General features: G+C 70.5%; 23 protein-coding genes. 6 read left to right on the top strand and 17 right to left on the bottom strand.

Going from position 1 to position 25053, the window contains the following annotated elements; genetic code table 11:
• Positions 1–17: 17 nt before the first annotated feature.
• Entirely contained in the window at positions 18–1340 is a 1323-nt protein-coding gene (locus G6O68_RS12835; RefSeq protein WP_165248312.1) for a nucleotide sugar dehydrogenase, read from the bottom strand.
• A 297-nt stretch (positions 1341–1637) separates the two neighbouring features.
• Here G6O68_RS12835 and G6O68_RS12840 point away from each other — a divergent pair, with 297 nt between their 5' ends.
• Both G6O68_RS12840 and G6O68_RS12845 read left to right on the top strand, forming a co-directional pair.
• Positions 1638–1922, top strand: a complete 285-nt coding sequence (locus tag G6O68_RS12840) for a hypothetical protein (RefSeq protein WP_165248314.1) — start codon at positions 1638–1640, stop codon at positions 1920–1922.
• A 4-nt stretch (positions 1923–1926) separates the two neighbouring features.
• Complete coding sequence (locus tag G6O68_RS12845; protein ID WP_165248316.1) at positions 1927–2325, top strand: YraN family protein; 399 nt, start codon at positions 1927–1929, stop codon at positions 2323–2325.
• A gap of 18 nt (positions 2326–2343) precedes the next feature.
• On the opposite strand, the gene G6O68_RS12850 is transcribed toward G6O68_RS12845, so the two are convergent.
• Entirely contained in the window at positions 2344–3042 is a 699-nt protein-coding gene (locus tag G6O68_RS12850; protein WP_165248318.1) for a DUF6348 family protein, read from the bottom strand.
• 109 nt (positions 3043–3151) lie between these two features.
• Complete coding sequence (locus G6O68_RS12855; RefSeq protein ID WP_165248320.1) at positions 3152–4141, bottom strand: Gfo/Idh/MocA family protein; 990 nt, start codon at positions 4139–4141, stop codon at positions 3152–3154.
• Positions 4142–4357: 216 nt separating this feature from the next.
• Between G6O68_RS12855 and G6O68_RS12860 the strand changes: the two genes are divergently transcribed.
• The gene (locus tag G6O68_RS12860) at positions 4358–4900 is read left to right on the top strand and encodes a hypothetical protein (protein ID WP_165248322.1); all 543 of its coding nucleotides are present in this window, start codon (positions 4358–4360) and stop codon (positions 4898–4900) included.
• A gap of 568 nt (positions 4901–5468) precedes the next feature.
• Here the strand turns inward: G6O68_RS12860 and G6O68_RS12870 are convergent.
• The 6 genes from G6O68_RS12870 to G6O68_RS12895 form a co-directional block, all read right to left on the bottom strand.
• Entirely contained in the window at positions 5469–8198 is a 2730-nt protein-coding gene (locus G6O68_RS12870) for a M56 family metallopeptidase (protein ID WP_165248326.1), read from the bottom strand.
• Between the two features lies 1 nt (position 8199).
• Positions 8200–8595 (bottom strand): BlaI/MecI/CopY family transcriptional regulator, encoded by a 396-nt coding sequence (locus G6O68_RS12875; protein WP_165248328.1) that lies wholly within the window; start codon positions 8593–8595, stop codon positions 8200–8202.
• Between the two features lie 176 nt (positions 8596–8771).
• A complete protein-coding gene (locus G6O68_RS12880) occupies positions 8772–11258 on the bottom strand; it encodes a Calx-beta domain-containing protein (RefSeq protein WP_165248330.1) in 2487 nt (828 codons plus the stop codon).
• 172 nt (positions 11259–11430) lie between these two features.
• Positions 11431–12321: a UDP-2,3-diacylglucosamine diphosphatase LpxI domain-containing protein gene (locus tag G6O68_RS12885; protein WP_165248559.1), complete on the bottom strand. Its 891-nt coding sequence runs from the start codon at positions 12319–12321 to the stop codon at positions 11431–11433.
• A gap of 96 nt (positions 12322–12417) precedes the next feature.
• The gene (gene lpxD / locus G6O68_RS12890; RefSeq protein ID WP_165248332.1) at positions 12418–13539 is read right to left on the bottom strand and encodes a UDP-3-O-(3-hydroxymyristoyl)glucosamine N-acyltransferase; all 1122 of its coding nucleotides are present in this window, start codon (positions 13537–13539) and stop codon (positions 12418–12420) included.
• A 266-nt stretch (positions 13540–13805) separates the two neighbouring features.
• Complete coding sequence (locus G6O68_RS12895) at positions 13806–14519, bottom strand: HAD family hydrolase (RefSeq protein ID WP_165248334.1); 714 nt, start codon at positions 14517–14519, stop codon at positions 13806–13808.
• A 189-nt stretch (positions 14520–14708) separates the two neighbouring features.
• Between G6O68_RS12895 and G6O68_RS12900 the strand changes: the two genes are divergently transcribed.
• On the top strand, positions 14709–14894 hold the full coding sequence (locus G6O68_RS12900; RefSeq protein ID WP_165248336.1) for a hypothetical protein: 186 nt from the start codon (positions 14709–14711) through the stop codon (positions 14892–14894).
• 26 nt (positions 14895–14920) lie between these two features.
• Here G6O68_RS12900 and tsaD read toward each other — a convergent pair whose 3' ends face one another.
• The 5 genes from tsaD to G6O68_RS12925 all read right to left on the bottom strand — a co-directional run bounded on the left by tsaD (position 14921) and on the right by G6O68_RS12925 (position 20305).
• Positions 14921–15982 carry a tRNA (adenosine(37)-N6)-threonylcarbamoyltransferase complex transferase subunit TsaD gene (gene tsaD / locus G6O68_RS12905; RefSeq protein WP_165248338.1) on the bottom strand — a complete coding sequence of 354 codons (1062 nt, stop codon included), beginning with the start codon at positions 15980–15982 and terminating at the stop codon, positions 14921–14923.
• The gene (locus G6O68_RS12910; protein WP_240911161.1) at positions 15979–17475 is read right to left on the bottom strand and encodes a S41 family peptidase; all 1497 of its coding nucleotides are present in this window, start codon (positions 17473–17475) and stop codon (positions 15979–15981) included. The genes tsaD and G6O68_RS12910 overlap by 4 nt, the downstream gene beginning before the upstream one ends.
• Positions 17476–17586: 111 nt before the next feature.
• Entirely contained in the window at positions 17587–19710 is a 2124-nt protein-coding gene (locus G6O68_RS12915; RefSeq protein ID WP_165248340.1) for a thioredoxin domain-containing protein, read from the bottom strand.
• Between the two features lie 76 nt (positions 19711–19786).
• The gene (locus tag G6O68_RS12920) at positions 19787–20014 is read right to left on the bottom strand and encodes a hypothetical protein (RefSeq protein WP_165248342.1); all 228 of its coding nucleotides are present in this window, start codon (positions 20012–20014) and stop codon (positions 19787–19789) included.
• Positions 20015–20080: 66 nt separating this feature from the next.
• Positions 20081–20305: a hypothetical protein gene (locus G6O68_RS12925; RefSeq protein ID WP_165248344.1), complete on the bottom strand. Its 225-nt coding sequence runs from the start codon at positions 20303–20305 to the stop codon at positions 20081–20083.
• Between the two features lie 253 nt (positions 20306–20558).
• Between G6O68_RS12925 and G6O68_RS12930 the strand changes: the two genes are divergently transcribed.
• A complete protein-coding gene (locus tag G6O68_RS12930; RefSeq protein WP_165248346.1) occupies positions 20559–21476 on the top strand; it encodes a DUF362 domain-containing protein in 918 nt (305 codons plus the stop codon).
• A gap of 24 nt (positions 21477–21500) precedes the next feature.
• Here G6O68_RS12930 and G6O68_RS12935 read toward each other — a convergent pair whose 3' ends face one another.
• Together G6O68_RS12935 and G6O68_RS12940 are read right to left on the bottom strand one after the other, a co-directional pair.
• Positions 21501–21695, bottom strand: coding sequence for a carbon storage regulator (locus G6O68_RS12935; RefSeq protein ID WP_165248348.1), 195 nt, complete (start codon positions 21693–21695; stop codon positions 21501–21503).
• Positions 21696–21921: 226 nt separating this feature from the next.
• Entirely contained in the window at positions 21922–22857 is a 936-nt protein-coding gene (locus tag G6O68_RS12940) for a metallophosphoesterase family protein (protein ID WP_165248350.1), read from the bottom strand.
• Positions 22858–23117: 260 nt separating this feature from the next.
• Between G6O68_RS12940 and cyaB the strand changes: the two genes are divergently transcribed.
• A complete protein-coding gene (gene cyaB, locus G6O68_RS12945; protein WP_165248352.1) occupies positions 23118–23687 on the top strand; it encodes a class IV adenylate cyclase in 570 nt (189 codons plus the stop codon).
• Between the two features lie 22 nt (positions 23688–23709).
• Here the strand turns inward: cyaB and lpxB are convergent, their stop codons facing one another.
• Complete coding sequence (gene lpxB / locus G6O68_RS12950) at positions 23710–24951, bottom strand: lipid-A-disaccharide synthase (protein ID WP_165248354.1); 1242 nt, start codon at positions 24949–24951, stop codon at positions 23710–23712.
• Positions 24952–25053 lie beyond the last annotated feature (102 nt).

Consider the following 25053-nt stretch of genomic DNA (forward strand, 5'->3'; position numbering starts at 1 on the left):
AAGAAGGCGGCCCGGCGTCACGCCCGCACGATCTTCGCGCGGCCGCCCGACAAGCCCCGGAGCGCGCCGCGGGTGTCGACGATGAGGGCCGCTTCGGCGACGAGGCCGGGCCAGTCGTAGGCGGAATGATCGGTGACGATCAGCAGCACGTCGCGCGAGCGGACGTATTCCGGGGTCAGTTCGCGGCTGGACATGTTCAGGTCGGGATATTTCCGCATGGGCGGCAGGGTCGGGATGTGGGGGTCGTTGTAGTCGACCTCGGCCCCCTTGTGCATCAAAAGCTCCATCAGCTCGAACCCGGGCGACTCGCGGGGGTCGTCGACGTCCTTCTTGTAGGCCATGCCCAGGATCGTGACCTTGCTGCCGCGCACCGGCTTGCCCAGGTCGTTGAGCGCGTCGGCGATCCGGCCGACAACGTACGCGGGCATCGACGTGTTGATCTCGCCGGCCAGCTCGATGAACCGCGTGGCTAGGCCGTGCTTGCGGGCGACCCACGTCAGGTAGAACGGGTCGATCGGGATGCAGTGCCCCCCCAGGCCGGGCCCGGGGTAGAACGCCTGGAAGCCGAACGGCTTGGTCTTGGCAGCCGCGATCACCTCCCAGACGTCCACGCCCATCCGGTCGTAGAGCACCTTCAGCTCGTTGACCAGGGCGATGTTCACGGCGCGGTAGGTGTTCTCCAGGATCTTGCAGGCCTCGGCGACCTCGACCGTCGACACCGGCACCACGCTCACGACGATCCGGGAGTAGAGGGCGACGGCCGCCTCGCGGCTGGCCTCGTCGAGCCCGCCGACCACTTTGGGGATCGTCGGCGCCGAGAAGTCGGGGTTGCCGGGGTCCTCGCGCTCGGGGCTGTACGCCAGCAGGAAGTCCTCGCCGGGGCGGAGGCCGGACTCGGCCAGGATCGGCAGGACCACGTCGCGGGTGGTGCCGGGGTAGGTCGTGCTCTCCAGCACGACCAGCTGCCCCGGCCGCAGCCGGGCGGCGATCGCGCGGGCCGAGGCCTCGACGTAGCCCAGGTCGGGGTCGCGCGACTCGCTCAGGGGGGTCGGCACGCAGATCAGGATCGCGTCGGGCTCGTCGAGCCGGCCGAAGTCGGTCGTGGCGTCGAACCCCTTCGCCCGCATGGCGGCGACGACTTGGGAGTCGATGTGGCCGATGTAGCTGCGGCCCTCGCGGAGCTTGGCGACCTTGGCCGGATCGACGTCGAACCCCAGGACCGAGACCCCCTTCTCGATGAACGCGCGGGCCAGCGGCAGCCCCACGTATCCCAGGCCGATCACCCCGACCTTGACGTCGCCCGACCCGAACTTCGCCGTCAGGGCCGAATTGGCACCCATGAATCGCTCCCCCCTACACCGACGATCCTCGGCTGCACGCATCACTCCGAACAGGAGTATACCGTACCGTTTCGGCACCAAGTAAGCGGCCTCTCCTCATGTTGCCCAGCCGCGACGCCCCGTTTGATCTGGACGGGATCGCGGGCCCGGCGCATTGTAGGCCGCCATTTCGCAAGGACGACCCGTCGCGGGCCCACGCCCTCGGCCGTCGTGAAGATCAGGACAGCGATCCGCCCGCCGCGACGGTCGTCCGAACCGCCCGGGGCCCGGCTCGCCCAAGACAAGGATGACATGGCCATGCGGCGACGCACACTCGGCCCGGCGATTCTTCTGACCGCCTGCGCGACCCTCGCGACGGGCTGCGACACCCTGCGGCCCTCGTCCCGCAAGCGGGCCGAGGCCGCCGAGCCCGTCGAGGCCCGGTCGGTCGACCAGCCCGAGGCCGTCGACTTCTCCGGATCCAAGGTCCCCGGCATCGACTCCACCGCCAAGAACCCGACGCCGTTCTTCAAGAACAGCCGGCTCTCCGGCGGCCTGAGCGAGGAAGCCCGCGACATCGAGCGCAGCCTCGGCGTAAAATGAGGCCATGAACCCGATCCTCCGCGCCCTGCTCAACCGGGCCTTCGGCGATCGCGGCGAGCGCGCGGCCGCCCGTCACCTGAGGCGCGAGGGCCTGCGCGTCCTCCGCCGCGGCTACCGTACCGCGCACGGCGAGATCGACCTCGTCGCGCGCGACGGCGACGTCCTCGTCTTCGTCGAGGTCAAGGCCCGCCGCCGCGGCGTCCCCGCCGAGGCGGTCACCCTCGAAAAGCAGCGCCGGCTGACCCTCGCCGCGCTCCACTTCCTCAAGCGTTACAAGCTCCTCGAACACCCGTCCCGCTTCGACGTCGTCTCCGTCCTCTGGCCCGACGACGACGGCGAGCCGACCATCGAACACCTCCGCAACGCCTTCGAAGCCGTCGGACGAGGGCAGATGCATCGCTGATCGGGCCCGGCCCCCCGCCTAGGCCCGGCCGAACAGCCGCGCCCAGAGCGACGAGCGTTCCACCTCGCCGCCCTCGGGGACGAACAGGTGGAACTGGCGGCGCGAATCGTAGCTCGCGGTCGCGCCCGGCCACCGGCTCGCATCGTCCGCGAGGATCCGACGGCCCGGGGCCCAGTCCTTGTTGTCGAGGCGGCAGGTGGCGTCGATCGAGCCGTCCGCCGTGCGGATCACGAAGCTCTCCAGCCAGTGCAGCCGCCGCTTGAGCTTCGCCCGCGCCAGCGGCCCGCCGAGCATCGCGAGGAAGGCCCCCACCTCCGGGTGCGTCCCCCCGTCGCACTCGCCTCGGCTGACGACCGGGCCGGCGATCACGTCGAACCGGCCGGACGGGGCGAGGAACGAATCCGCGGCGACGAGGCAGGAATGGCCCCCCTTCCAGCGGGCGAGTACCGGCAGCACGCCCAGGCACCAGTTGGCCGCCGCGTCCTTGATGCTCTCCGGCGGGAGCCCCACGCACGTGACGCCGATGCCCCGGCGTCGGGCGTCCTCGGAGGCGTCGAACAGGCCGATGAAGACGCCGCCCGCCTCGTCATGCCCCTTGACGGCGCGCACTCGGACGTGCAGGCCGAGCTCGCCCAGACGCAGCGTCTCCGGGTCCGCGAACTGCGGACCGTACTCCTCCGTCGCTTCGGCGATGACCTTCAGGGCTGCACTGCTCATCGAACGACCCCCTCGGATCGGGAACGGGCTCGGAAGCGACGTCGAGCATTTTCCGCGGCGGGGGGCCGTCTCACAAGCGGCCCGTGGGCCGCCCTCGCGGTGATCGTCCTTACCGCGCCTTCACGCCTCGCAGGACCGCGTCGAGGACGCGCATCTGCGCGACGCCGTCTTCGGCCGGGGCTTCAAGAGCGCCGGCGGCGACGGAGCGGTCGAAGGCGTCGACCATCGCGGCGTACTGGTCGACGGCGGGGAACGTCAGCGACTCGGTCCGATCGTCGGACGCCGCCACGTCGCTCGGCGCGGCCATCGTGCGGAGGGTGGCGCCGGGGCCCTCGACCGGCGGCAGGAAGCCGTCGGGGACGGTCAGGACGCCCCGGCTGCCGACCAGTTCATACACGCACTGAAACGGCTGTTCGAAGCTGCAATCGACGGTCGCCAGCACGTCGCCCGGGAACTGCAAGACGGCCGCGACGGTCAGGTCCACGCCGTTCGGGGCCAGCCGGCCGACCGCCTCGACCCGCGTCGGCTCCCCCTTCGCGAACAGCCGGGCCGCGTTCACGCCGTAGCAGCCGACGTCCCACATCGGCCCGCCTCCGCGTTTCGGGTCGAGCCGCCAGTCGCCCGGATCGATCGGGAACGAGAACGTCGCGCGGACCTGCCGAAGCTCGCCGATCGCGCCGTCGTCCACCAGCTTCCGGACCGCGTGCGTGCGGGGCTGGTGCCGCCACATGAACGCTTCCATCAGCAAGACCCCGCGCGACCGGCAGTGCTCGGCCATCGCCCGCGCCTCGTCGGCGTCCAGCGCTAGCGGCTTCTCGCAAAGCACGTGCTTCCCCGCGTCGGCCGCCTTCTCGGACCAGGGCTTGTGCAGCTCGTTCGGCAGCGGGATGTAGACCGCGTCGATCTCCGGATCCGCGAGCAATTCCTCATACGACGCGTAAGCCTTCGGGATGCCGAACTCCGCGGCCCAGGCCTTCGCCTGATCCCCGCTCCGACTCGCCAACGCGGCCAGCGTCCCCGACTCCGACGCCCGGATCCCCGGGATCAAGCCCCGACGGCAGATCCGCGCACAGCCCAGCAATCCCCATCGCAGACTCATGACGTCCACCCCCGCCCCGACCCATCGTCTCAAGCCAGGCCCGCCGCCTGGAGGTGAGGATACCGTGAAAGAACGTCCATTTCGACCGGAGACGCCGGTGTCGGATCGAGGCTTATGTCGATGAAGAGGCCGCCCGAGGGCCATTCTGTACGGTAGCATTGGCCAGGTGCGTGGCGTACGAGCAACGGCGATTGTGACCCGAGAGGTGGTCCAAGCATGAACAATGCTCGGGGGCGACCGACGGAATTGTCGGCCAGGCGAAGATGGCTGAGGCGTGGCTGCCTCTTCGTGATCGTCCTCGTCACGGGCCTGGGCTTCTTGATTTGGGGATTGATCGCTCCTTCGGATTGGGTGGTGGTCACTGTCGGGCCTTTCGACGAAGACGCCCTGGGTTTCTGCCTGTTCGCCGAAGATCGTTCGGGAATCGAAGCCCTTTCCTGGTATCGGTCCAAGCTCTTCGTTGACGAAGAGCCCCCTTTCATTGGGGACGAGGATCTGGACCTGGGCGGGAACTATGACCACGACGGCGACGGATACATCGAGGCCGACGTGAAATGGCGGGAAGCGGATCGATACGGAATCCTCGTGCGGTACAAGGACGACGTGTGGCGACCGTGGTGGTTGGCCCCTGCGGACTTGCAACGTCCGTCGATGCTGGCTCGACTGCTCGGCCGTGGCGAGGCGTCGATGAGGGTTCCACCCGCGAAGGAATCCGTCGTCCCGGACGAGGCGTTACTGGGACGACTCCCGCGTCTATGATCGATCGGATCGCGCCCGGCCCGGCTCGAAGGTGGCTCGATGAGAGGCCGCCCTCCAGGAGTTCGGCCGCATACCGTCGCGTTGCAGGTCGATCGACGTCAACGTCTCGGGATCGCGTCGGGCCAACGAGCCGTCCCCTCAAGAACCTCCGATTCGAGGATGATTATGGAGAGCAAATTTCAATTTTATGAGATCGTTCGAGTCATGGCGAAAGTACCTCGCATTCGTCAAGACCTCATCCACAAGGAAGGCATGGTGGTTGGAATGAGCGACCCCGATGCCGATGGCAAGAGAGATTACGGCGTTCATTTCGACGAGCTTATGGAGACCTTCGCATTATCCGAGGATCTCCTTGCGTCTTGTGGCCGGATCGGCAGGCGAGAGGACGCCGTCACGAGGCCACTCCGCCGAAAAGGAGACTCGTAAAAGTTGGGCGGCGGAATCGGTACGGCACCAGGCGACGCCCCTGCCTCACCACGACAGCCCCTCCCGCCTGGCCGCTCCCCGCCGCCGCCCGCGATCAAGCCCGGGCGGCGACGCGAGCGATCGCGACGGGTCGGCCGCTCCGTCACTGCGGCTCTAGGACCAGCGTCACCTCCTCGACTTGGCCTTCGGCGAGCTTCAAGGTCCGGCTCGCCGGTTGGAAGCCCCCGGCGGTCGCGGTGACCTTGACCTCGCGATCGGGGAGCATCTGCGTGGTGCGATAGCGGCCGTCGTTCTGCTCGTCCTGGATCGACTCGGTCTTCCGCTTGCCGCCCGAGAGGTAGATGTGTCGTTCCTCGCCCACCTCGTCGCCGACGTACTCCGCGACCGCCCGGAAGCCCTCGACGTGGCGGCCGTCCTTATCGACGGCGTTGATCACGACGACCGGCGAGTCGTAGCGGACGATCTCGATCCCCTTGACGTCGCGCTCTAGAGTCCCGAGCTGAACGGCGCGTCCCTCCTGAAGCGGCGCGTCTGGTGCCATCCGATAGAGGGCCGACGCGTGCTCGTTCGTCATGAAGTCGAACTGGGCCTCCTTGAGGCCGAGCGGGGCCTTCACGGTGAACCGCCCCTGCAGGTCGGGGTGCGTCTGGCTGATCCAGAACGTCTCGTCCAGCCGCCCCCAGAAGAAGCTGCTCCAGCCGGACCTCGGGCGACCCTGGCTGTCGACCCAGCCAGCTTCCACGACGACGTGAGGCACCTCGCGCAGGTCGATCTCGAGGGGCGGCGCTCCTTCCGGGATCCTCGCGCTCATCGTCGGGAAGACGCCGGGAATCTCGCGACGCGACCAGCCGGCCGACTTCGGCTGCCGGGCGTCGTAATCCGTAGCCTGGATCTCGTATCTTCCGGGGGGCAGGGGGGCGAACGCAAACCGGCCATCGGCGTCGGTCTCAGTCGTCCGCGTGATCGCGTCGGCGACCCCCAAGCGGCCCAGGACCTCGCCTCGCCCGCGTCGAGCTTCGAGCAGGAGGCCGGCTACCGGGCCGCCTTCGGTGTTCACGGCCCGGCCGGAGAGCTTCACGCCGACCTTCAGGCGGAACGCCCCCAGGTCGCCGCGTCGGCCGCCGGCGAGGACGTGCATCTCCGGCGCGAACGATTCCGGGAGGATCCAGAACACGCCGTCGCCGGGGGTGGTGATCGGCAGGCGAAAGCTCCCGTCGGCGGCCGTCTTCGTCCGCGCGAACGAGCCGTATCCGATCTGCTGGGCGTATTGGATCTGCTCGGGAGGGACCTTGACCGTCCTGGAGTAGGCGAGGACCTCGACCCCTCCGGCCGGTCCCCCCTCGGGCGTCTCGACCTTGCCGGTGATCGGCTTCGCCGGGCGCAGCTCCACCATCTCGAAGAATGGCCGCTCGCCCAGCCCCTCGTTCTTGCGGATCATCCCCAGGGAGTAGCCGACCCCGGCGCGGGTGGCGTAGTCGGGATGTTCCACGTTCAGGTCGATGTAGAGCAGGCGCTCGGCCGTCTGCTCGGGGGGGATCGTGAAGGCGTACGTCCCGTCCTCGGCGGTCGTGTGCCGGGTTTCTTCGAGAATTCGGTTCCCCTGGCCGGACAGGATCGACCGCCCGACCGTCACGACGGCCCCGGCGATGGGCTGGCCGGTGTCCTTGTCCTTCACGGTCCCCTTGTAGTTCAGCGTCTCGCCGGCCGGCTTCGGTGTCTCGGCCGGTTTCGGCTCGTCCTGCACCAACGCCTCCTTCGCGAGAGGTTCTCCGGCGGGCGCGGCGTCGAGGCGGAGGCCCGAGGCGGCGACCAGGACGACGGCCGCCGCGAGGGCGACGGCCAGGGTCCAAGCGGCTCGACAGCGCGTCTCCAGCGGTTCACGGTCCTGCACGAGCATGACGATCCTCCGATACAGGTTCGAACGACGGTCGCCGATCCCCAGGGCGGCCCACGACGGTCCGCCTCCGTGGGCTCGCGTTAGACTCACGAGGAACGCGGCGTAGTCCTCGGCCGAGCCCGAGGCCGCGGCGCGGGCGTCGGCCAGGTGGTCCTGGCTGATCCGCAGCTGACGCCGGAGCCACCAGTAGAGCGGCTGATAGAGCAGGACCAGCCCCGCCAGGCCGGCGAGGTTCCACGCCACCGCGTCGCGGCGGGCGACGTGCGACCACTCGTGCGCCAGGGCGTAGCGAAGGGCCCGCGCCTCGGATGCGTCGGCCATCGCCGAGGGGAGCAGGATCACCGGCCGGGCCCAGGTGTAGGTGAAGGGCAGGGCGATCCGGTCGCTCTCCAGCAGCCGAACTCCCTCGCCGTCGGGCCCCGCCAGTTCGCGGAAGACGTCGCGGACCCTCGGCGAGACCGCCCGCGCCGACCTCGCGACCCGCCACAGGGCGACCTGTCCGATCAGCCACCACGCGGCCCATCCGGCCGCCGCGAACGCGTAAGCCCCGATCGCGATGCCCCGCCAGGAAGGAGCGGTGAACGGGATCGCGGGGAGCGGGATCGGTGCCGGCCGAGCGGCGAGGGGCCCTGCCGTTGGCGGGTACGCCTCGGATCGCTCGACGATGTTCGGCGACGCCCTCGAATAAGCCCCGTCCGTGGGCCCCATCCGGACCGAGGCGGACGGCGTTTCGCCCTGGCGAGCGATCGACCCAGCACCCGAGGCCGGCCAAAGCCCGACCGACCATCGGGGGACGTAGGGGAGGGCGGCCAGGCCGGGGAGCACGGCCGCCCCCAGCAGGGTCAGGACGGCGAGCCGGGCGCGTCGCACCGGCTGCCGGCTGAGGCGGACGGCCAGGCTCCCCGCCGCCAGGACGATCAGGGCCCCGAGTGCGGCTTCCGCCGGCCGGGGCGATTCCAGGATTTGCCAGTCCATGTCAGCCTCCCTTCGAGGAGTCGCCGCCCGCCGCCTTCCGCTCCCGCGCCGCCGCGATCAGCCGCTCCAGCTCGCGAAGCTCGGCCTCGCTCGCGTCCTTGACCTGCAAGAGGCTGAGCACGACCTGGTCGAGCGCGCCGTCGAACGTCCGATGCAAAAGCCGCGAGGTCACCCGATCGCGGCTGTACGTCGGCTCGTACACGAAGACCCGCCCGTCGGCCCGATGCTTCACGAGCCCCTTCGTCTCCATGATCCGCAACAGCGTCTGGATCGTGTTGAACGCCAGCTCGCCCCCCGGACACATCCGCTGGTGCACCTCTCGCACGCTCCCGGAGCCCAACTCCCAGAGCGCCTTGAGGACGTCCAGCTCCCTCGGACTCGGATCCGTCTCGGACATGGCTCCCCTCCCACCTGACTTATTAAGTTAGGTGGATTGTGGCCATACCCACGACGTCCGTCAAGGGCCTCACCTAAAAATCCAGGTGAAGCCTTCGGGCGTGCTTGCGAGGCGAGAGCCGCCTCTCGGGGCGGCCAGGCCGGGGGGATGTCGTGATCCGAAGACGCGTCCGGGGATTAGACGCGGACGAGCGAGGTGGGGGAGAGGTCGTTGATCCTCTTCCAGCCGGATGTAGGATCCCAACGCCAGACGCCCTGGGGGCCGTAGTCGAGGATCGCGTCGGGCGCGCCGGGCGACGTCTTCACGAGGGTCGGCGCGACGCCGTTGAGCTGGGTCCAGCCCCCCGAGGCCGTCCAACGGCGGAGGCCGCCAGCGTCGAAGCTCGCGAAGAGCGAGCCGTCGGCGATCGCCAGCGAGCGGGCGTCGGCGGGGGTCAGCCGGGACGCCTCGCCCGCGGCGTCCCACGTCCAGACACCGTGCGGCCCGTAATCCACGAAGAGGCCCCCCGCGCCGGCGACCAGGGCCTCCGGGTCGGCCCCGTTGATCCAGGTCCAGCCGCCGCCCGCTCCCCAGCTCCAGAGGCCGGACGACCCGTAGTCCAGGTAGACGACCCCTCCGTGGCTCGTCATGGCCTCGGGATGCGGCCCGTCCGGGCTGATCGCCGCGTATCCGCCAGTCGGGGTCCAGGCCCACAGGCCGCCGCGTGTGAAGTCGACGTAGAGCGACCGGTCGTCGCCGGTCATCGCCCGCGGGTCGACGTCATTCAGGTGGGCCCAGCCTTCCGACTCCGACCAGGACCAGAGCCCGCGGGGCCCGAAGTCCAGGAAGGCGCGGCCCGCCCCTTGGATCATGGCCTCGGGCGAGACGTCGTTGATCCGCCGCCATGCCGAATCTCCGCCCCGGGCCCACAGGCCCTCGGCGCCGAAGTCGGCGACGGCCGCCCCCCCGGGGAGGGCGAGCACGCGAGTCGGGTCGAGCGCGGCCAGACGCCGCCAGGCGCCGGCGTCGTCGAGGCTCCAGAGTCCGGAGGGGCCGTAGTCGAACAGGGTCAGGTCCCCCCGGGCCGGGCCGGGCTCGTCGTCGACGATGGTGACGACCGCGGACGCCGCGAGGCCGCTCGTCGGAGCGGTGGCGACCAGCCGGAAGCGGCGCTCGCCGTTCGAGGCGTCGTCGTCGCGGATCGGGACTTCGACCGTCGCCCGGGACTGGCCGGCCTCGAGGACGATCACGCCCGAGACCGGCGTGTAATCGACGCCCGGAATCGCCGCCGGGGGGCCGGACATCCCGCCGCCCGGGTCGGCCGTCTCGTAATGGACGCTGAGGGGCTGCGACAGGTCCCCGGTGCGGGAGATCCCCACGACCGCCCGACCGACGGACTCGGTCACGTCGATCGACCAGGCGCGCAGGGCCTCCTCGGTCGACGGGAGGCGCTGGGCGAACACCTCGCCCGACGCGTCGACGTGCATGAGCCACGACTCGTCGAGGGCGGTCGGCTGGATCGTGAACGAACGCGACGAGGCCCGCCGGGCCTCCGGCGTGGCGATGCGCGAGCCCGCCTGCCAGGCGCTGGGGATCGAGGGGTACGCCCGATGGGCGGTCCAGGTCCGGAGGTAGCTCTCCGCGGGACCACCGGCCCCCGCAGGCCGGACGAAATGCACCTTCAGCTCGCCGACCCCGGAGACCGCCGTGGGGACGCCCCCGGACTCGTCCGAGAACTGCAGGACGTCCCCCCCCGGGGTCAGCTCGCCGAACGAGCCGTAGCGGCCCTGGAGCAGCTCGCGGCCCCGGATCACCGGCCCGTGCGTGGACCCGTCCCGCCAGGTCACGAGCAGGGCCCCGCCGATGTACAGGGGGGGGCCGCCGGTCCCCGCGTCGCGGACCCCGGGGTCCAGCCCGGTCGCCTCGTCCAGGGAGGGGAGCCCGACCTCGTCGGCGACGACGAACGTCCGGCTCTCGAATTCGGGGGAGAGGTAGGCGGCCACGAGCTGCGCGTCGTAGACCGTGACCCTCGCCTGCTCGCGGGCGCGATAGCGAGACCAGGTGACGACCGTGTTCTCGCCGAAGCCGACCGCCGCGCGGGCCGGGTCGGTCGACTCCACCGTCGTCCAGCCTTCCAGGTCCGAGGAGAGCGTCCGCACGGCCTGAGGCGCGCCGTCGAGGCCGTAGCGGCGGAGCTGAAAGCCCCGGGAGTAGACCGTGAACCCCTCGTCGTCCAGGTCGAAGATCTCGAAATCGGGGGAGGTCCCGAGCGTTCCCATGAGCGGGCTCGCGGCGCCCAGCGGCCGCCCCTGGTCGTCGTATCGGCGGTAGTAGAGGCGCGAGTCGGACCACCAGGCCACGATCGCGAGCCCCGGGGCGACGGCCAGGCGGGGGGAGGACTGGTCGCCGGCCGTCTCCGAATTGACCAGGAAAGGGTCTTCCAGCGGCCGGCCCCCGTCGTCGAATCGGCGGGCGTAGATGCCCAGGCCCGAGCCGTCGTCGGCCTCCCAGGCGACCGTCACGAGGCCGCCGCCCGCGTCGCTCCGATAGGCCCCCGTCGCCGTCTCGGCGACTTCGAAGACCGGCCCCGGGGCCCCGTCGGCGAGGAGAGTCCGGCCCTCCAGGAACTCGAGGCGGAGGTCGCGCCGGCCGCGACGGGGGGAGCGTCGAGGGGTGGATTTCATGGCAGGGCCTGGCTTCGAGTGGCCGAGGGGCTGCGCGAACGCCGCCGGCCTCGGCGGGGGTTTGCGTCCCGTACTCCACAAAGCCTAGCGCTTCCGACCGCCCCGCTCCACGAGATTCCGCGGGGCCGGGGGAATTTCCCCGTCGGACCCGGCTCGTCTCGGACCGGCTTCGTCAGGCGGCGAAGCCGTCGCGGACGGCGATGATGGAGATGCCGTAGCGGTCGGCGAGGGCGACGACGTCCGGCTGGTCGACGACGATGGTGCGGTCGGCCTCGATGGCGAGGACCCGGCCGCCCGCCTTGTGGAGGTTCTCGACGGTGGTCAGGCCGATGGTGGGGACGTCGAACCGCATGTCCTGCTGGGGCTTGGCCACCTTCACGAGGGTCCAGCCCCCGGCGCGGCAGAGCTGGCCGGCGCGCTCGATGCAGCGGTCGGTCCCCTCGATGGCCTCGATCGCCAGGGTGGCCTTCTCCTTGACCGCGACCGACTGGCCGACGTCCAGGCGGCCCATCTCCTTGGCCATCATCCAGCCGAACTGGACGTCCGCGCGCTCGGCGGGGCTCGGGACGCGGCGCGTCAGGACGCCTTCCTTGACGAGGAGTTCGGGGGCGTAGTCGAGTGCCGAGGTGAAGGTCATACCGTCCCTCTCGAATTCGGCGATGACGGAGAGAAGCAGGGAGTCGTCGCGGTTGTCGGCCCGGTCGCGGCGGTACCACCACTGGACCGTCCGCAGGTCGGGGCAGAGGTGGAGCCAGCGCATGGGGGTGTAGATCACGTTCTTGGTGACCTTCCCCGCCATGACGATCTCCTTCACGCCGCGGCGGCGGAAGGTGCGGATCATCCGGCCCATCTTGGCGACGCCCGCCACGTCGAACGTGGCGCAGAGGTCGCGCAGCTCGGCGGGGGCCTCGTACTGGATCCCCACGCAGCAGACGGCGTAGCCCTGGCGGCGGGCGGCCTCGGCGAAGAGGATCGGGAACCGGCCGCTCCCGGCCAGCAGGCCGATCACGGGCGCGTCGGGGGCGATCCGGTCGGGGGCCCGGCGGAGGCGTCCGAGGCCCAGCCCCGATACGCTTCGGCTCGTTTCCTGCAAGGTCGGCGAGGGCAACGTCCTGTCTCCCTGGGTTCGTCCCGGCCCCCGAGGGGGCGCGGGGAGTCCTCAGAAGCCGGTCGGGTCGACGGGCTCATCGGCGTCGCCGAAGCCGCCGACGGTGCCGTCGTGATGGGGCGTCATGGGCAGGAGCGCCGAGACGGCCTCGATCTGGGCGGTCAGCTCGCGGAGCTGCTTGTGCATGTCCGGCAGCCGGGCGATCATCTGGAACAGCCGGCGCTGCTCGCGGACGGGGATCGCGGGGGAGCCGAGGACCTGCTGGCCGCTGGGGATGTTGCGGTGGACGCCCGCCTGGGCGCCGATGACGACGCCGTCGCCGATGGTCGTCTTGTCCTTGATCCCGGCCTGGCCGGCCATGACGACGTAGTCGCCGGTCTTGCAGCTGCCGGCGATGCCGACCTGGGCGCAGAGCAGGTTGTGGCGGCCGATCTGGTTGTTGTGGGCGACCATGACGAGGTTGTCGATCTTGGTCCCCTCGCCGATCCGGGTGGCCTCGAAGGTGGCCCGGTCGACGGTGCAGTTGGCGCCGATTTCGACGTCGGAGCCGACCTCGAGCCGGCCGGTGTGAGGGACCTTGACGTGCTTGCCGTCGACCTGGCGGTAGCCGAAGCCGTCGGCCCCGAGGACGGTGCCGGAATGGACCTCGACCCGGTCCTCCAGCACGACGTCGGGATAGAGCACGACGTTGGGGTGAATGACGCAGTCGCGGCCGATCTTCACGCGGTCGCCGAGCACCGCGCCGGGGTGGATCGTCGAGCCCTCGCCGACCTCCGCCTGGTCGCCGACGTAGGCGAAGGGGTAGATGGCGGCGTCGGGGCCGACCTGGGCCGTGGGGGCGACCCAGGCCTGGGGATGGACGCCGACCCAGCGGGCCTTGCCGCCGCCGCTGAGGTGCTTGCGCACGGCGATGAACGCGGCGATCGGGTCGTCGACCTCGATCACGGCCAGGTGCTCCTTGACGGGCGTCCGCTTGGCCCGGAAGTGCGGGCCGACGATGGCGGCCGACGCCGGAGACGTGCGCAGGAGCTTGGCGTACCGCTCGTTCTCGATGAACGTGATGTCGCCGGGGCCCGCCTCGTCCACGGTCCTCGCCGAACGGATGGGGACGTTGCCGTCGCCCTCGAGGCGACCGCTGACCAAGGCCGCGAGTTGTTCGACCGTTGCGACCACTGGCGATTCCTTTCTTCCCTGAAAGGAGCAGACCAGGACACTTGGCGACGAATCAGGAGGTCGAGCTTCCGTCCAGTCCGGTCTCTGGAAATCCGTTTCCCTGGGAGCGATCCGATCCGTCGGCGGCCGTCCTGGCCGAGCGGGAATCTAATCCAACTCGGCCCGTCCGGCAAGCCGAGTCGGGGCCCGCCCTGGGGCGAGGGCCGCCGTTGTCGGGGCCCGCTCGCCGCTCCTCATCGTCCATCGTCCAGCGACCCCGCCGAACTTCAGGCTTCCGCCGCGCGAAGCGCCGCGACCGACGTCAGGTCGGGCACGCTGGGGAGCCCGGCCGGGTCCCCCTCGCGGCTCAGGTAGAGGGCCGAGAGCCCCGCTCGGTGCGCCCCCACGACGTCGTTCTCCAGGTCGTCCCCGACCGAGAGCACCCGATCCGCCGGCAGACCCAGGCGCTCGCAGACCGCCCCGAAGAACGCCGCATGCGGCTTGCGGTAGCCGACTTCCGAGGAAACCACGATGACCTCGACCGCGTCCGCCAGCTCGGGCAGCCCGGCCACCACCTTGTGCAGCCGGCCGTCGAAGTTGGAGCCGATGCAGACCTTCATCCCGGCTTCGCGGATCGCCTCGACCGCCGGCGCAGCGTCCGGGAAGACCCTCCAGTTATCGGGACGGCCGAAATGATCCCACAGCTCGTCGAACGCCCGGTCCGGGTCCGGCACCTCGGGGAGCACCCGGGCCACAATCTCGCGCCATCGCCGCCGCTCGACGCCCTCGTCGGTCGACAGGAATCCGGCCTCGCCCTCCACCAGGTCGCTCCGGAACGCCGCGTTGAACCGGCCCTTGACCTCCTTGGGGTCCAGCTCGACCCCCTGCCGCGCGGCGGCCTGCGTGTAGGCCTCGGCCACAGAAGGCGTGGGTTGGATTAAAGTCCCCACGGCGTCGAGGACGATACCCTGGATACGTTCCCACTTGAGTTGCTTATTCATCGACGTCCAATGGCTCGCATCGTGGATTCGTCCGAAGGTCGTCAAGGCTTCCCTCGCCGCCCCTCCATCGTGACGGCTCGCCAGTCTGGGCAAGCCGCACAAACATTGTCGGGCAAAGTCGGCGGCGGGCAAGTCGCATCTGGTCCAAGTCGGCTGCTCCCCGTCCTTTCACCCTCGGAGGCCGCGCCCATGCGTTCGCTTCACCACGGCCCGAACTCGTTCCGCCAGGGTCCGCACATCCCGGCGCAGGAGCTTCCCCCCGGCCAGGTGCAGGCGCTCGACCGCCGCCGCACGCTGGATGATCAGCAACGCGCATACCAGGGCATGCACCTCAAGCCGGGCGGCGGTGCCGCCGGCCGCCGGCCCCCTTCCTGACAGACCGGCCCGGTCCGCCCGCTCGATCAGGCCCGCTGAGCGGGCCTGACGAGGCCGGCGGTCACGTCCACGTCGAGGTCGGCGGTCTGGCCGGCGGCCAGCTTGAGCAGGGCGACGCCGGCCATGGCCGCGTTGTCGGTGCAGAGGGCCAGGGGGGGGATGAAGGTCTCGATCCCCTTCTTCGCCATGGCTGCGCCCAGCTTCTCCCGGAAACGGCCGTTCGCGGCCACGCCCCCCCCCACGCCGAGACGGGCCAGCCCGGTGCGATCCAGGGCCTGGAGCGTCTTGGCGACCAGGACGTCGACCACCGCCTCCTGGAAGCTGGCGGCGAGGTCGGCGGTCAGCTCGGGCGAGGGCTCGACGGCCCCTCGCTCCTCGTTCTGGCCCCGCAGGGCGTACAGGACGGCCGTCTTGAGCCCCGAGAAGCTGAACGCCAGCCGGGGGTCGCGCAGGAACGACCGGGGAAAGGCGAACGCCTTCGGGTTCCCGGCCTTCGCCGCGCGTTCGATCTCGGGGCCGCCGGGATAGCCCAGGCCGAGCAGGCTGGCGACCTTATCGAAGGCCTCGCCGGCCGCGTCGTCGATCGTGCCGCCGAGCAGTTCGCAATCGACCGGGCCGTTGCAGGCGTAGAGGCTGGAGTGGCCCCCGGAGACCACCAGGCCCACGCAGGGGTAGACCTGGCGGTCGGGGTGGGCGAGCTGGCAGGCGTAGAGGTGCCCCTCCAGGTGGTCCACGGCGACCAAGGGGACGTCGAGCGCCAGGGCCAGGGCCTTGGCGGCGGTCAGGCCGACGACCAGGGCGCCGACCAGGCCGGGGCGGGTGGCGACGGCGATCGCGCCGACGTCCTTCAGGCCGAGCCCCGCCTGCTTCAGAGCCTCGTCGATCATCGGCACGACCTGGCGGACGTGGGCCCGCGAGGCGATCTCGGGGACCACCCCGCCGAACCGCTGGTGCAGGCCGATCTGCGAGGAGACCACGCTCGACAGGATGCGCGGGACGGCGAGGGGCCCCGCGTCCGGGAACGTCGGCCCTTCGAGGACCGCCGCCCCGGTCTCGTCGCAGGTCGTCTCGATCGCCAACAGAATCACGCGGCCTTCTTCTCCTCGGCGGCCGGGGCCTGCGCCGGGGCTTCGAGCTTGCCCTTCAGGACTTCCAGGGCCTTGTCGAGCACCTTGTCGACGAACGGGGGGACGCCGTCGGCCGCCACGGCCTCCTTGGGGGGCTCGGGCTTGGTCGGATCGGCGGCGGGCTTGTCGTCCTTCGGCACGTCCTTGGCCTGCGACTTCTCCTGGTTCTCCTGGGCCTTGGCGGCGTCGGACTGGGCCTCGACCGGCTTCTTGGGGTCGAGCTTGGCGAGGGCCGGCAGGTCGCGGGCGCGTCGGGCGAGGAACCAGTCTCGGTACTCGGCCGGCGCGAGCTTCACCTCCATGTCCGGGTCGGGCGAGACGCCCCACTTGTCGGTGGTCTTGGCGTCGCGGAACCGGTGGATGTTCTCGCCGGAGGGGCGGTGGTAGCTGGCGACGGTCAGCTTGAGCACGCTATTGCCGTCCTCCAGCTCCATGATGTTCTGGACCGAGCCCTTGCCGTAGCTGCGGTGGCCCACCACCACGGCCCGCTTGTGGTCCTGCAGCGCGGCCGAGACGATCTCAGACGCCGAGGCCGAGTTCTGGTTGACCAGCACGACCATCGGCAGGGCCTCGTACGGGCTGTCCTGCTGGGCGACGTACGACTTGGGGATCGTGTTGCGTCCCTTGGTGCTGACGATGTCCCCCTTGTCCAGGAACAGGTCGGAGACCTCGACCGCCGCGCTCAGGAGACCGCCCGGGTTGTCGCGGAGGTCAAGGACCAGGGCCTTCACGTCCTGCTCCTTGAGCGCGTCGAGGGCCTTGCGGACCTCGTCGCCGGTGGACTGGATGAAGCTGGAGATGCGGATGTAGCCGATCTTCTTCTCTTTATCGAGCATGTAGTCCCAGCTGCCGTCCTTCTGGCGGCTCTCGCCCAGGACGCTGGGGACCTCGATGATCGCGCGGGTGAGCTTGATGTCGGTCGGCTGGTCGGAGCCGTCGTGCAGGACCTTCAGCTCGACGTCGGTGCCGGGGCGGCCGGTCAGGGTCTCCACGGCCTTGTCCGAGCTCATCCCCTCGGTCGAGTGGCCGTCGATCTCCAGGATCAGGTCGCCGGCCAGGACGCCGGCCTCGTACGCCGGGGTGCCGACCATCGGCGCGATGACCCGGAGCCGGCCGGTGTCGCGGTCGATGCCGACCTGGATGCCCAGGCCGCCGAACTTCCCCTCGATCTGCTTGCGGAACTGCTGCCATTCGCCCATGTTGATGTACGACGAATGCTGGTCGAGGTTCTGGAGCATCCCCTCCAACGCACTCTCCAGCAGCTCCTTGCGGTTCACCGGCCGGACGTAGTTGGCCTCGACCTTCTCGACGGCGTCGACGAACAGCCCGTAGAGTTCGAGCATCTCGTCCTTGGGCTTGGCCCCCTGGGTCGTCCCCATGCCGGCCACCCAGCAAAGCGGGCTCACGACGGCCGCTGCGGCCAGGGCCAGATAGATCCGTCTCCGTCTCGACATCGGCGAGCCTCCCAGTTTGCGGCTACCAACCCGGCCGGCTCGCCCGCAGATCGTCGGCGGCCGGCCCTCCTACCATTCAAGTCTAGTCGAGGTTCGATCGGACCGGCAAGCTCACCCGGGCTTCCCGGCCGAGAGCGACGCGACGGCCGCCGCGGCCCCGACGACCGGCGCGCGGCAGGCGCGGGCCTCGCAATCGTAGAAGGTCACGCGGTCGTCGACGGCGGTGCGGTCCCGGAGGAGCGGGACGAGGTCGGCCAGGGCCTCGCGGCCTCCGGCCGGGGCCGGGGCGACGACGGCGTGGGGGAGGAACCGGCCGAAGGCGGCGTCGACAACGGCTTCGAACTCGCGGCGGTCGGCCCCGGCGACGATCGCCAGCTCCCGGCCCGGGGCGAGCGCGATGTCCAGTGCGATCAGGGTCTGGCCGCCGGCCGTCGGGGCCGATACGAGCACGGGCGCGGCGGCCTCGATCGCCTCGCGGCCGATCCGCTCGAAGTCCTCGCGGCCCGTCAAGGCGGCCAGGCGGAGCAGGGCGGTCGCCGCCATGCCGTTGCCCGAGGGGGTCGCGTCGTCGAACAGCCCCTTCTGGCGGGCGATGAGCGTCTCGTGACTCTTGCCGGTGAAGAAGAAGCCGCCGTGGGACTCGTCCAGGAACTCGGCGATCATAACCCCGGCCAGCTCCACGGCCGACGCGATCCAGCGTGCCGTGCCGGTGGCCTCGTAGAGGCGCGTGAGGCCGTCGATCAGGCAGGCGTAGTCGTCGAGGTAGGCGTCCAGCTTGGCCACCCCGTCCTTGGAGGTGTGCAGGAGCCGGCCGTCCGGGGCCCGCAGTCGGTCCAGCAGGAACGCCGAGGCGCGCTCGGCGGCCTCCAGGAAGCGAGGCTCGGCCAGAGCCCGGCCGGCCTGGGCCATCGCGGCGATGGCCAGGCCGTTCCACGAGACCAGCACCTTCGTGTCCTTGGCCGGGGCGACCCGGCGCTCGCGGACGGCCAGGAGCTTCGCTCGCGACTCGGCCAGCTCGATCTCCAGCTCCTCGGGGTCCCGCCTCAGGCCTTTGGCGGCCTCGGCGATCGACCGGGGGAGGTTCGGGACGTTCTTCCGATCCCAGTTCCCCTGGGCCGAGACGTCGTAGGTCAGCGCGAAGTTCCGCCCCTGCTCGACGCCCAGGACTTCCAGGACCTCGCCCAGCGACCAGACGTAGTACTTGCCCTCCTCGCCCTCGCTGTCGGCGTCCTCGGTCGAGTAGAAGGGGCCGTCGGGGTCGGTCATCCGGTCCAGAACGTAGTTCAGGGTATGCCGCGCGGTGCGGGCGAACGAGGCCTCGCCGGTCGCCTGGAAGGCCTCGACGTAGGCCGAGGCGAGCAGGGCGTTGTCGTACAGCATCTTCTCGAAGTGGGGGACCAGCCAGCGCTCGTCGGTCGAGTAGCGGGCGAAGCCCCCGCCCAGGTGGTCGTAGATCCCCCCTCGCGCCATCTTGCCCAGGGTGAGGGTCGCGGCGTGCAGGGCCTGGGCGTCGCCGGTGCGGGCGTACTGGCGGAGGAGCACCCGCAGGTTCATCGGGTTCGGGAACTTGGGTGCGCGACCGAAGCCGCCGTGCTGCGCGTCGAGCGAGTGGATCAAGGCCGTCGCCGCGTTGTCGAGCAGGCCCGTCGAGAGCGGTGCGGCGACGCCCTCGCGACGGCCGACGTCGGCCGCGTTGCGCAGGTGAGCCGTCATCTCGGCGGCCGACTTGCGGATGTCCTCGCGGCGATCGGCCCAGGCCCGGTGGACGCTCAGGAGCACGCGGGGGAATCCCGGCATCCCGCGCGAGTCGGTGGGGGGGAAGTAGGTGCCGCCGTAGAAGGGCTCCAGCTCGGGCGTCAGGAAGACCGACATCGGCCAGCCGCCGTGGCCGGTCATCGCCTGCACGGCGTTCATGTAGATCTGGTCGAGGTCGGGGCGTTCCTCGCGGTCCACCTTGATGTTCACGAAGTGGGCGTTCATGATCCGGGCGATGTCCGGATTCTCGAAGCTCTCCCGTTCCATGACGTGGCACCAGTGGCACGCCGAGTAGCCGATCGACAGGAAGATCGGCCGGTCCTCGGCCTTCGCCAGCGCGAGGGCCTCGGGCCCCCAGGGGAGCCAGTCCACCGGGTTCCGCGCATGCTGGAGCAGGTAGGGGCTGGTCTCGCCCGCCAGGCGGTTGGCGGGGCGGGAGGACGTTCCGACGCGATCGGGGCTTGCATGTGATGGCGACATGACGGGATTCTAGGCCCCGTCGCGCGTCGAGGTCAACGACCCGCCGCAAGGCCCCCGCGACGACTTCGCCACCTGGTCAGATCTCGTTGGCGAGCGAGTAGACGCCGCCCCCTTCGCGGCGGAGCTTGCCGTCGGCGACGAGTTCCTCCCAGATGCCGGCCGGGTGGCCGGCGGGGGGGGTGATGCCGCCGATGTGCGAGGTCTTGCTGCCGGGGCTGAGCCCGGAATGGTCGTCGAGGCGGGCGATCTTGAGCCGCTTCTTGAACGCCTTGTACGCGCGCTTGCGCTCTTCTTCGGTCGCCATGTTCATGATCCTGGGCGAATGGAGGGGGCGGGGGGGAGGACGACCCGCCGCGATGGGGATGACGGGTCAGACCGCGTCGGCGAGCCGGCGGCTGAGGACGTCGAGCAGGCGCCCGACTTCCTCGGTCTGGAAGTTGCGATTGAACCGGACGCTGTACGTCGTCTCGTCCGGTCGGGGATGGTTGCCCGCGTCGTCACGGGAGTGGATGACGACGCCCTGAAACGTGGTGCGGCCGAGGAGTTCCTCGATGAGATCCTCGGTCGCATAGAGCTCCAGCTCGCGAACGGTCATTCTCGTCCTCGATGAGAATGGGGAGCCCGACCGACGCCCCGCGACCGCGCCGTTGCGGTGACGCATCCGGGTCGGCGAACTCCGCTGCGCATTCTAGCGGCCCCCCGCGACCCCGGGAAGGTCAACGCCGGCCCCGGCCCCGCATGCTCCGGGAAAGCGACGAAGATCCCTCCCGTCGGCTGCGGCGGCACGAGGTCTGCATCGGATGAAGTGATTGAACGATCACCCGTTGAAGAGACGAGGACCGACCGCGATGGTGCATCCCGACGAAGACCTGATCGTGGCGATCGCCGACCGGCCCGGAGACCCCGACAAGGGGATCGCCGAGGCGCTCGGCCACCTGGACCTGGACGATTTCCGCGACAAGGTCGTCTGCATCAAGCCCAACGACACGACGGCCGAGCCTGACGACACGAAGGCCTGCACCCAGGCCGACACGCTCCGGGCGACGATCCGCCACATCAAGACCCTCCGCCCGAAGTCGATCGTCGTCTCGGGAGGCTCGGGGGCGAAGAAGACGCCCGAAGTCTTCAAGATCCTGGGCTACGACGAGGTGATCGCGGCCGAGGGGGTCGAGTTCTTCGACCACAACCAGCCGCCGTTCCTCGAGGTCGACTTGCCGTACGGGCCCCAGCGGAAGATCGTGGTGAACCCCCGCGTGCTGGAGTACGAGCGGGTGGTCTCGCTCGCCCAGCTCAAGGTGCACCGCACGGCCACGGTGACCATGGCGATCAAGAACATCGCCATGAGCTACCCCTGCGCGGAGTTCTACGGCTACCCCCGCGTGGAGCAGAAGAAGCACCCGCACAACATCCTCAAGGATAAGCAGGCGTTCCTGGTCGGGATGGCGATGCGGTTCCCGATCCACCTGGCGATCGTCTCCGGCCACCCGGCGATGATCGGCACGGGGCCGATCGACGGCAAGGCGGTGGAGACGGGCCTGGTGATCGCCGGCCGCAACGCGACGGCCGTCGACTCGGTGGGGGCGTTCCTGCTGGGCTTCGAGACCAACGGCGTGCAGCACCTGCGGCAGGCCGAGGAAGTGGGCCTCGGAGAGACGTACAGGCCCTCCACTCGCGACGGGGGAGATGGCCGGCTGAAGATCAAGGGCCTGGCGGTCGAGAAGGCCGTGGAGGTCTTCCGCACGGCGGCCTACGGCGAGGCGTTCTGAACGGCGCGCCTCGCCCGGGGCGGTTCACGACGAGAGCGACGAGATTTCGACGTCGCGATACATCCGAATCCGAGATCGAGCTTCCCCACGCTCGACGGACGTGCCGTCCGGATATTCGATGGCCAACCGCACCCGGTCGCCCCGAATCTCCACGACCGTGACGACCACGTCGTCGCCGATCATGACGCCTTCGCCCTCTTCCCTGGGGATGATGATCACGATTCACCTCGTTGTAAGCCTTGTGGGTCCGAGCCGGGCCCCGTCCGGTGCGGACGGGGCCGGCGACGACGATCCCGATTGTAGCGAGGCGCCCCACCCCGTCAATCGCTTACCAATCACGTTGCCGGAGCGGCCTGGAGTCAACCGCCTTGCGCCCCGTCGGCGCGGCGCTTTTCCGCACGCCCCGGGCGCCGCGAGATCGCGGCCCCGGTCCTCGCGGCGGGATTCAGGCCCCGCGCCAGGCCAGTTCGGCCCGCTCGCCGTGCTTCGAACGATCGCCGCCGATGCACCGCAGCTCGATCGTCGCGCCCCGGCCGTCTTGATGGGATTCGAGCCGGCACCAGCCCAGCGGCTGGGGCTCGTCGAAGGGGTAGGCGACCGCCGGCAGGTTGACGAGGTGGAGCCCGTCGTCCAGGCCCCGCCGCCAGGCGTGCGTGTGGCCGAACACCAGGGCCTTCACCTGCTTGCGGGGCCGGAGGATCTCCATCAAGAGATCGGTGTCGGCCAGCGCCTTCAGGCTCGCGAGCGAGTCGGCCGCGGGATTGTGGTGGACGAGCACCAGGGTCGCCGCGTCGGGCTCGGCGTCGAGGGCCTTCGCCAGCCAGGCCCTTTGGGGGTCGCCGAGCAGGCCGGGCGCGAGGTTCACCACGTCCAGCGAGTCCAGCAGCACGAGCCGCATCCCGGCCGCCTCGACGACCCCCACGCAGCGGTCCTCGACCGTCCCCGGACGCGCCGCGCCGGGATCGGCGACGACCTTCCGGAAGTTCTCGCGGTCGTCGTGGTTCCCCAGGATCAGGTGCACGGGGACGCCTCGATCGCGCAGCGGCTGGACCAGGGAGAGGAACTGGCGATAGTCCCCCTCCCGACCGTCCTTGATCGCCAGGTCGCCGGCCACGACCACGGCGACGGGGGGGCGAGGCCGGGAGAGGACGTCGACGACCGCCGCTCGCAGGTTGTCGCTCGGGTTGTACGCCTCGCCGACCACCATGCCGGGGTCGTGGCTGATGTGCGTGTCGGCCAGCAGGGCCAGGTAATCGCCCCCCCGATCGGGCTCGTCGGCCTCAGCTCGTCGGCGGGGGTGGGGCAGGATCATCGCGGCCCCGCCAAAGGCGACGCCCCCGAGGAACGAGCGACGCGAGGTGGGGGGCAGGTGGATCGGCATCGGCGGGGTTATCCTCGGAATGGTCGTTTCGGGGTTCGGCCGTCGCGACGGCCGGACTTCCGAGCCCGCCGACGCGACGGCTCCCATCCCTTGCAAGGATCGAGCCGAGTCCCGGCCGGGCGAGGGCCTCGGCCGGGGATCCCGGGTGGCGGGGCGCGTCGACGTTCCGTTATGGTGGCTTGACGCTTCGCGTCGGGCCGCCCGCGATGCGGACTCGCGGGCGACGGCCCGACCCCCAGGCCGCCCCGGAAGGCCGGACCATGAGCTTCGAAGTCGAGGTGAAGTATCGCGACGTCGACCACGATCGGCTGGCCGACGCGCTGAGGGCGCTCGGCGCCGAGGCGGTCGCGGGCGTGGACCAGGAGGACTCCTACCTGAACCACCCCGCGCGCGACTTCGCGGCGACCAACGAGGCGTTCCGCCTCCGTCGCGTCGGCCACGACAACCGGGTCACCTACAAGGGGCCCAAGGAAGCCGGCCCGACGAAGACCCGCGAGGAGATCGAGATCCCCTTCGACGCCGGCCCGGAACGCTACGAGGAGCTGGCCCGGATGTTCGACCGGCTGGGCTTCCGGCGCGTGGCCGTGGTCCGCAAGCGGCGGACCTCGTTCCGCCTGCGGTTCGAGGACCTCGACCTGGAGATCGCCCTCGACCGCGCGGAGGGCCTCGGCGACTTCGCCGAGATCGAGGCCCTCGCCCACGGCCGCGACGACCTGCCGAACGCCCAGCAGGCCGTCCTGGACCTGGCCGCGAAGCTGGGGCTGACCGCCGTCGAGCCCCGATCCTACCTGAGGATGCACATGGAAGCACGCGAACGGGCTGGGTCCTGAGCCCCGCCCGGCCCGCACGGATTCAAGCCGCGCCGGGGTCCTCGACGGACTCCAGGCTGACGGCGCGGGAGTGCGGGCCGCGATACGCCGCGTCGTCCGGCGCCGGGCCGCGGAGCCGGGCGAGGATCGCCTCGGCCGCCCGCGAGGTCGCGCCCGGACGGGCCGCCGTGTAGCGGAGCGCGGCCAGGTCGGCCGTGGTGCGGGCCATGGCCTCGGGATCGCCCAACCACTTCTCGGCGTGGCCGACCAGGTCGTCGGAGACGTCCTTGCTGGTCAGGTATTCGGGCATCAGCTCGGAGTCGGCCAGCAGGTTGACGAGGGTGATGTACTTCGCCTTGATGAACGGCCGGGCGATCACCAGGTCGATCGGCCGGACCTTGTACAGGATGACGGTCGGCAGGGCCTCCATCATCAGCTCCAGGCTGACCGAGCCGGAGACCGACCAGGCGACGTCGGCGACCCGGATCAGCTCGGGAGTCCGGCCGGCGAAAACTTCCAGGTCGGGCGAGGGGAGGCCGTCCACCGCGGCGTCGGCCAGCGCGTCGGCGAGGATCGATTCGGACAGGGTGCGATGCTTCTCGTGCAGGCAGGCCACGGCGAACCGGACGTCGGGCCGGGACCTCGTCAGCTTGGCCGCGGCGCGGGCCAGGATCGGCAGGTTCCGCTTCAGCTCCAGCGTCCGCGATCCCGGCAGGATCGCCAGCAGCGGCCGGCCGAGGGCCTCCTGCGACGTCGTGAACTTCTCGTCGAGGTCGCGCTCGCACAGCTCGTCGAAGTAGGGGTGGCCGACGTGCACGGCGTTCGGATACCCGCGCTCGCGATACCAGGCCGGCTCGAACGGCAGGCTGCACAGCACCATGTCCACGAACCGGCGGACCTTCTCCACCCGCCAGCCGGCCCACGCCCAGAGCTGGGGAGGGACGAAATAGAAGACCGGGACCCCCCGCGCGTGGGCCTTGCGGGCGATCCACCAGTTGAACCCCGGGTAGTCCACCAGGACGACGGCGTCGGGCTTCTCGTCGCGGAAATAGCGGTCGGCCTGGGCGAGCAGCCTCAGGAAGGTGGCGATGTTCAGGAACACGGAGAGGAACCACATGATCGCCAGGTTGACCAGCGGGTAGAGCAGGGTCGCCCCCGCCTCGGTCATCTTCGGGCCGCCGAAGCCGACGAACTCGGCGTCCGGGGCGCGCTCGCGGATGGCGTGGATCAGGTTGGCGGCGTGCAGATCGCCGCTGGGCTCTCCGGCCGAGATGAAGATCTTCATCCGAGGTCGCTCGCTTCCGTGCTCGGTGTGGAGGGGCCCCTGGGGACCTGCCAGGGATCGTCGCGGCGCGGTCGCTCGCGCCGACGGTTTCCGTACCAGAAA

The organism is Paludisphaera soli (genome assembly GCF_011064595.1).
Classification (GTDB): Bacteria; Planctomycetota; Planctomycetia; order Isosphaerales; family Isosphaeraceae; genus Paludisphaera; species Paludisphaera soli.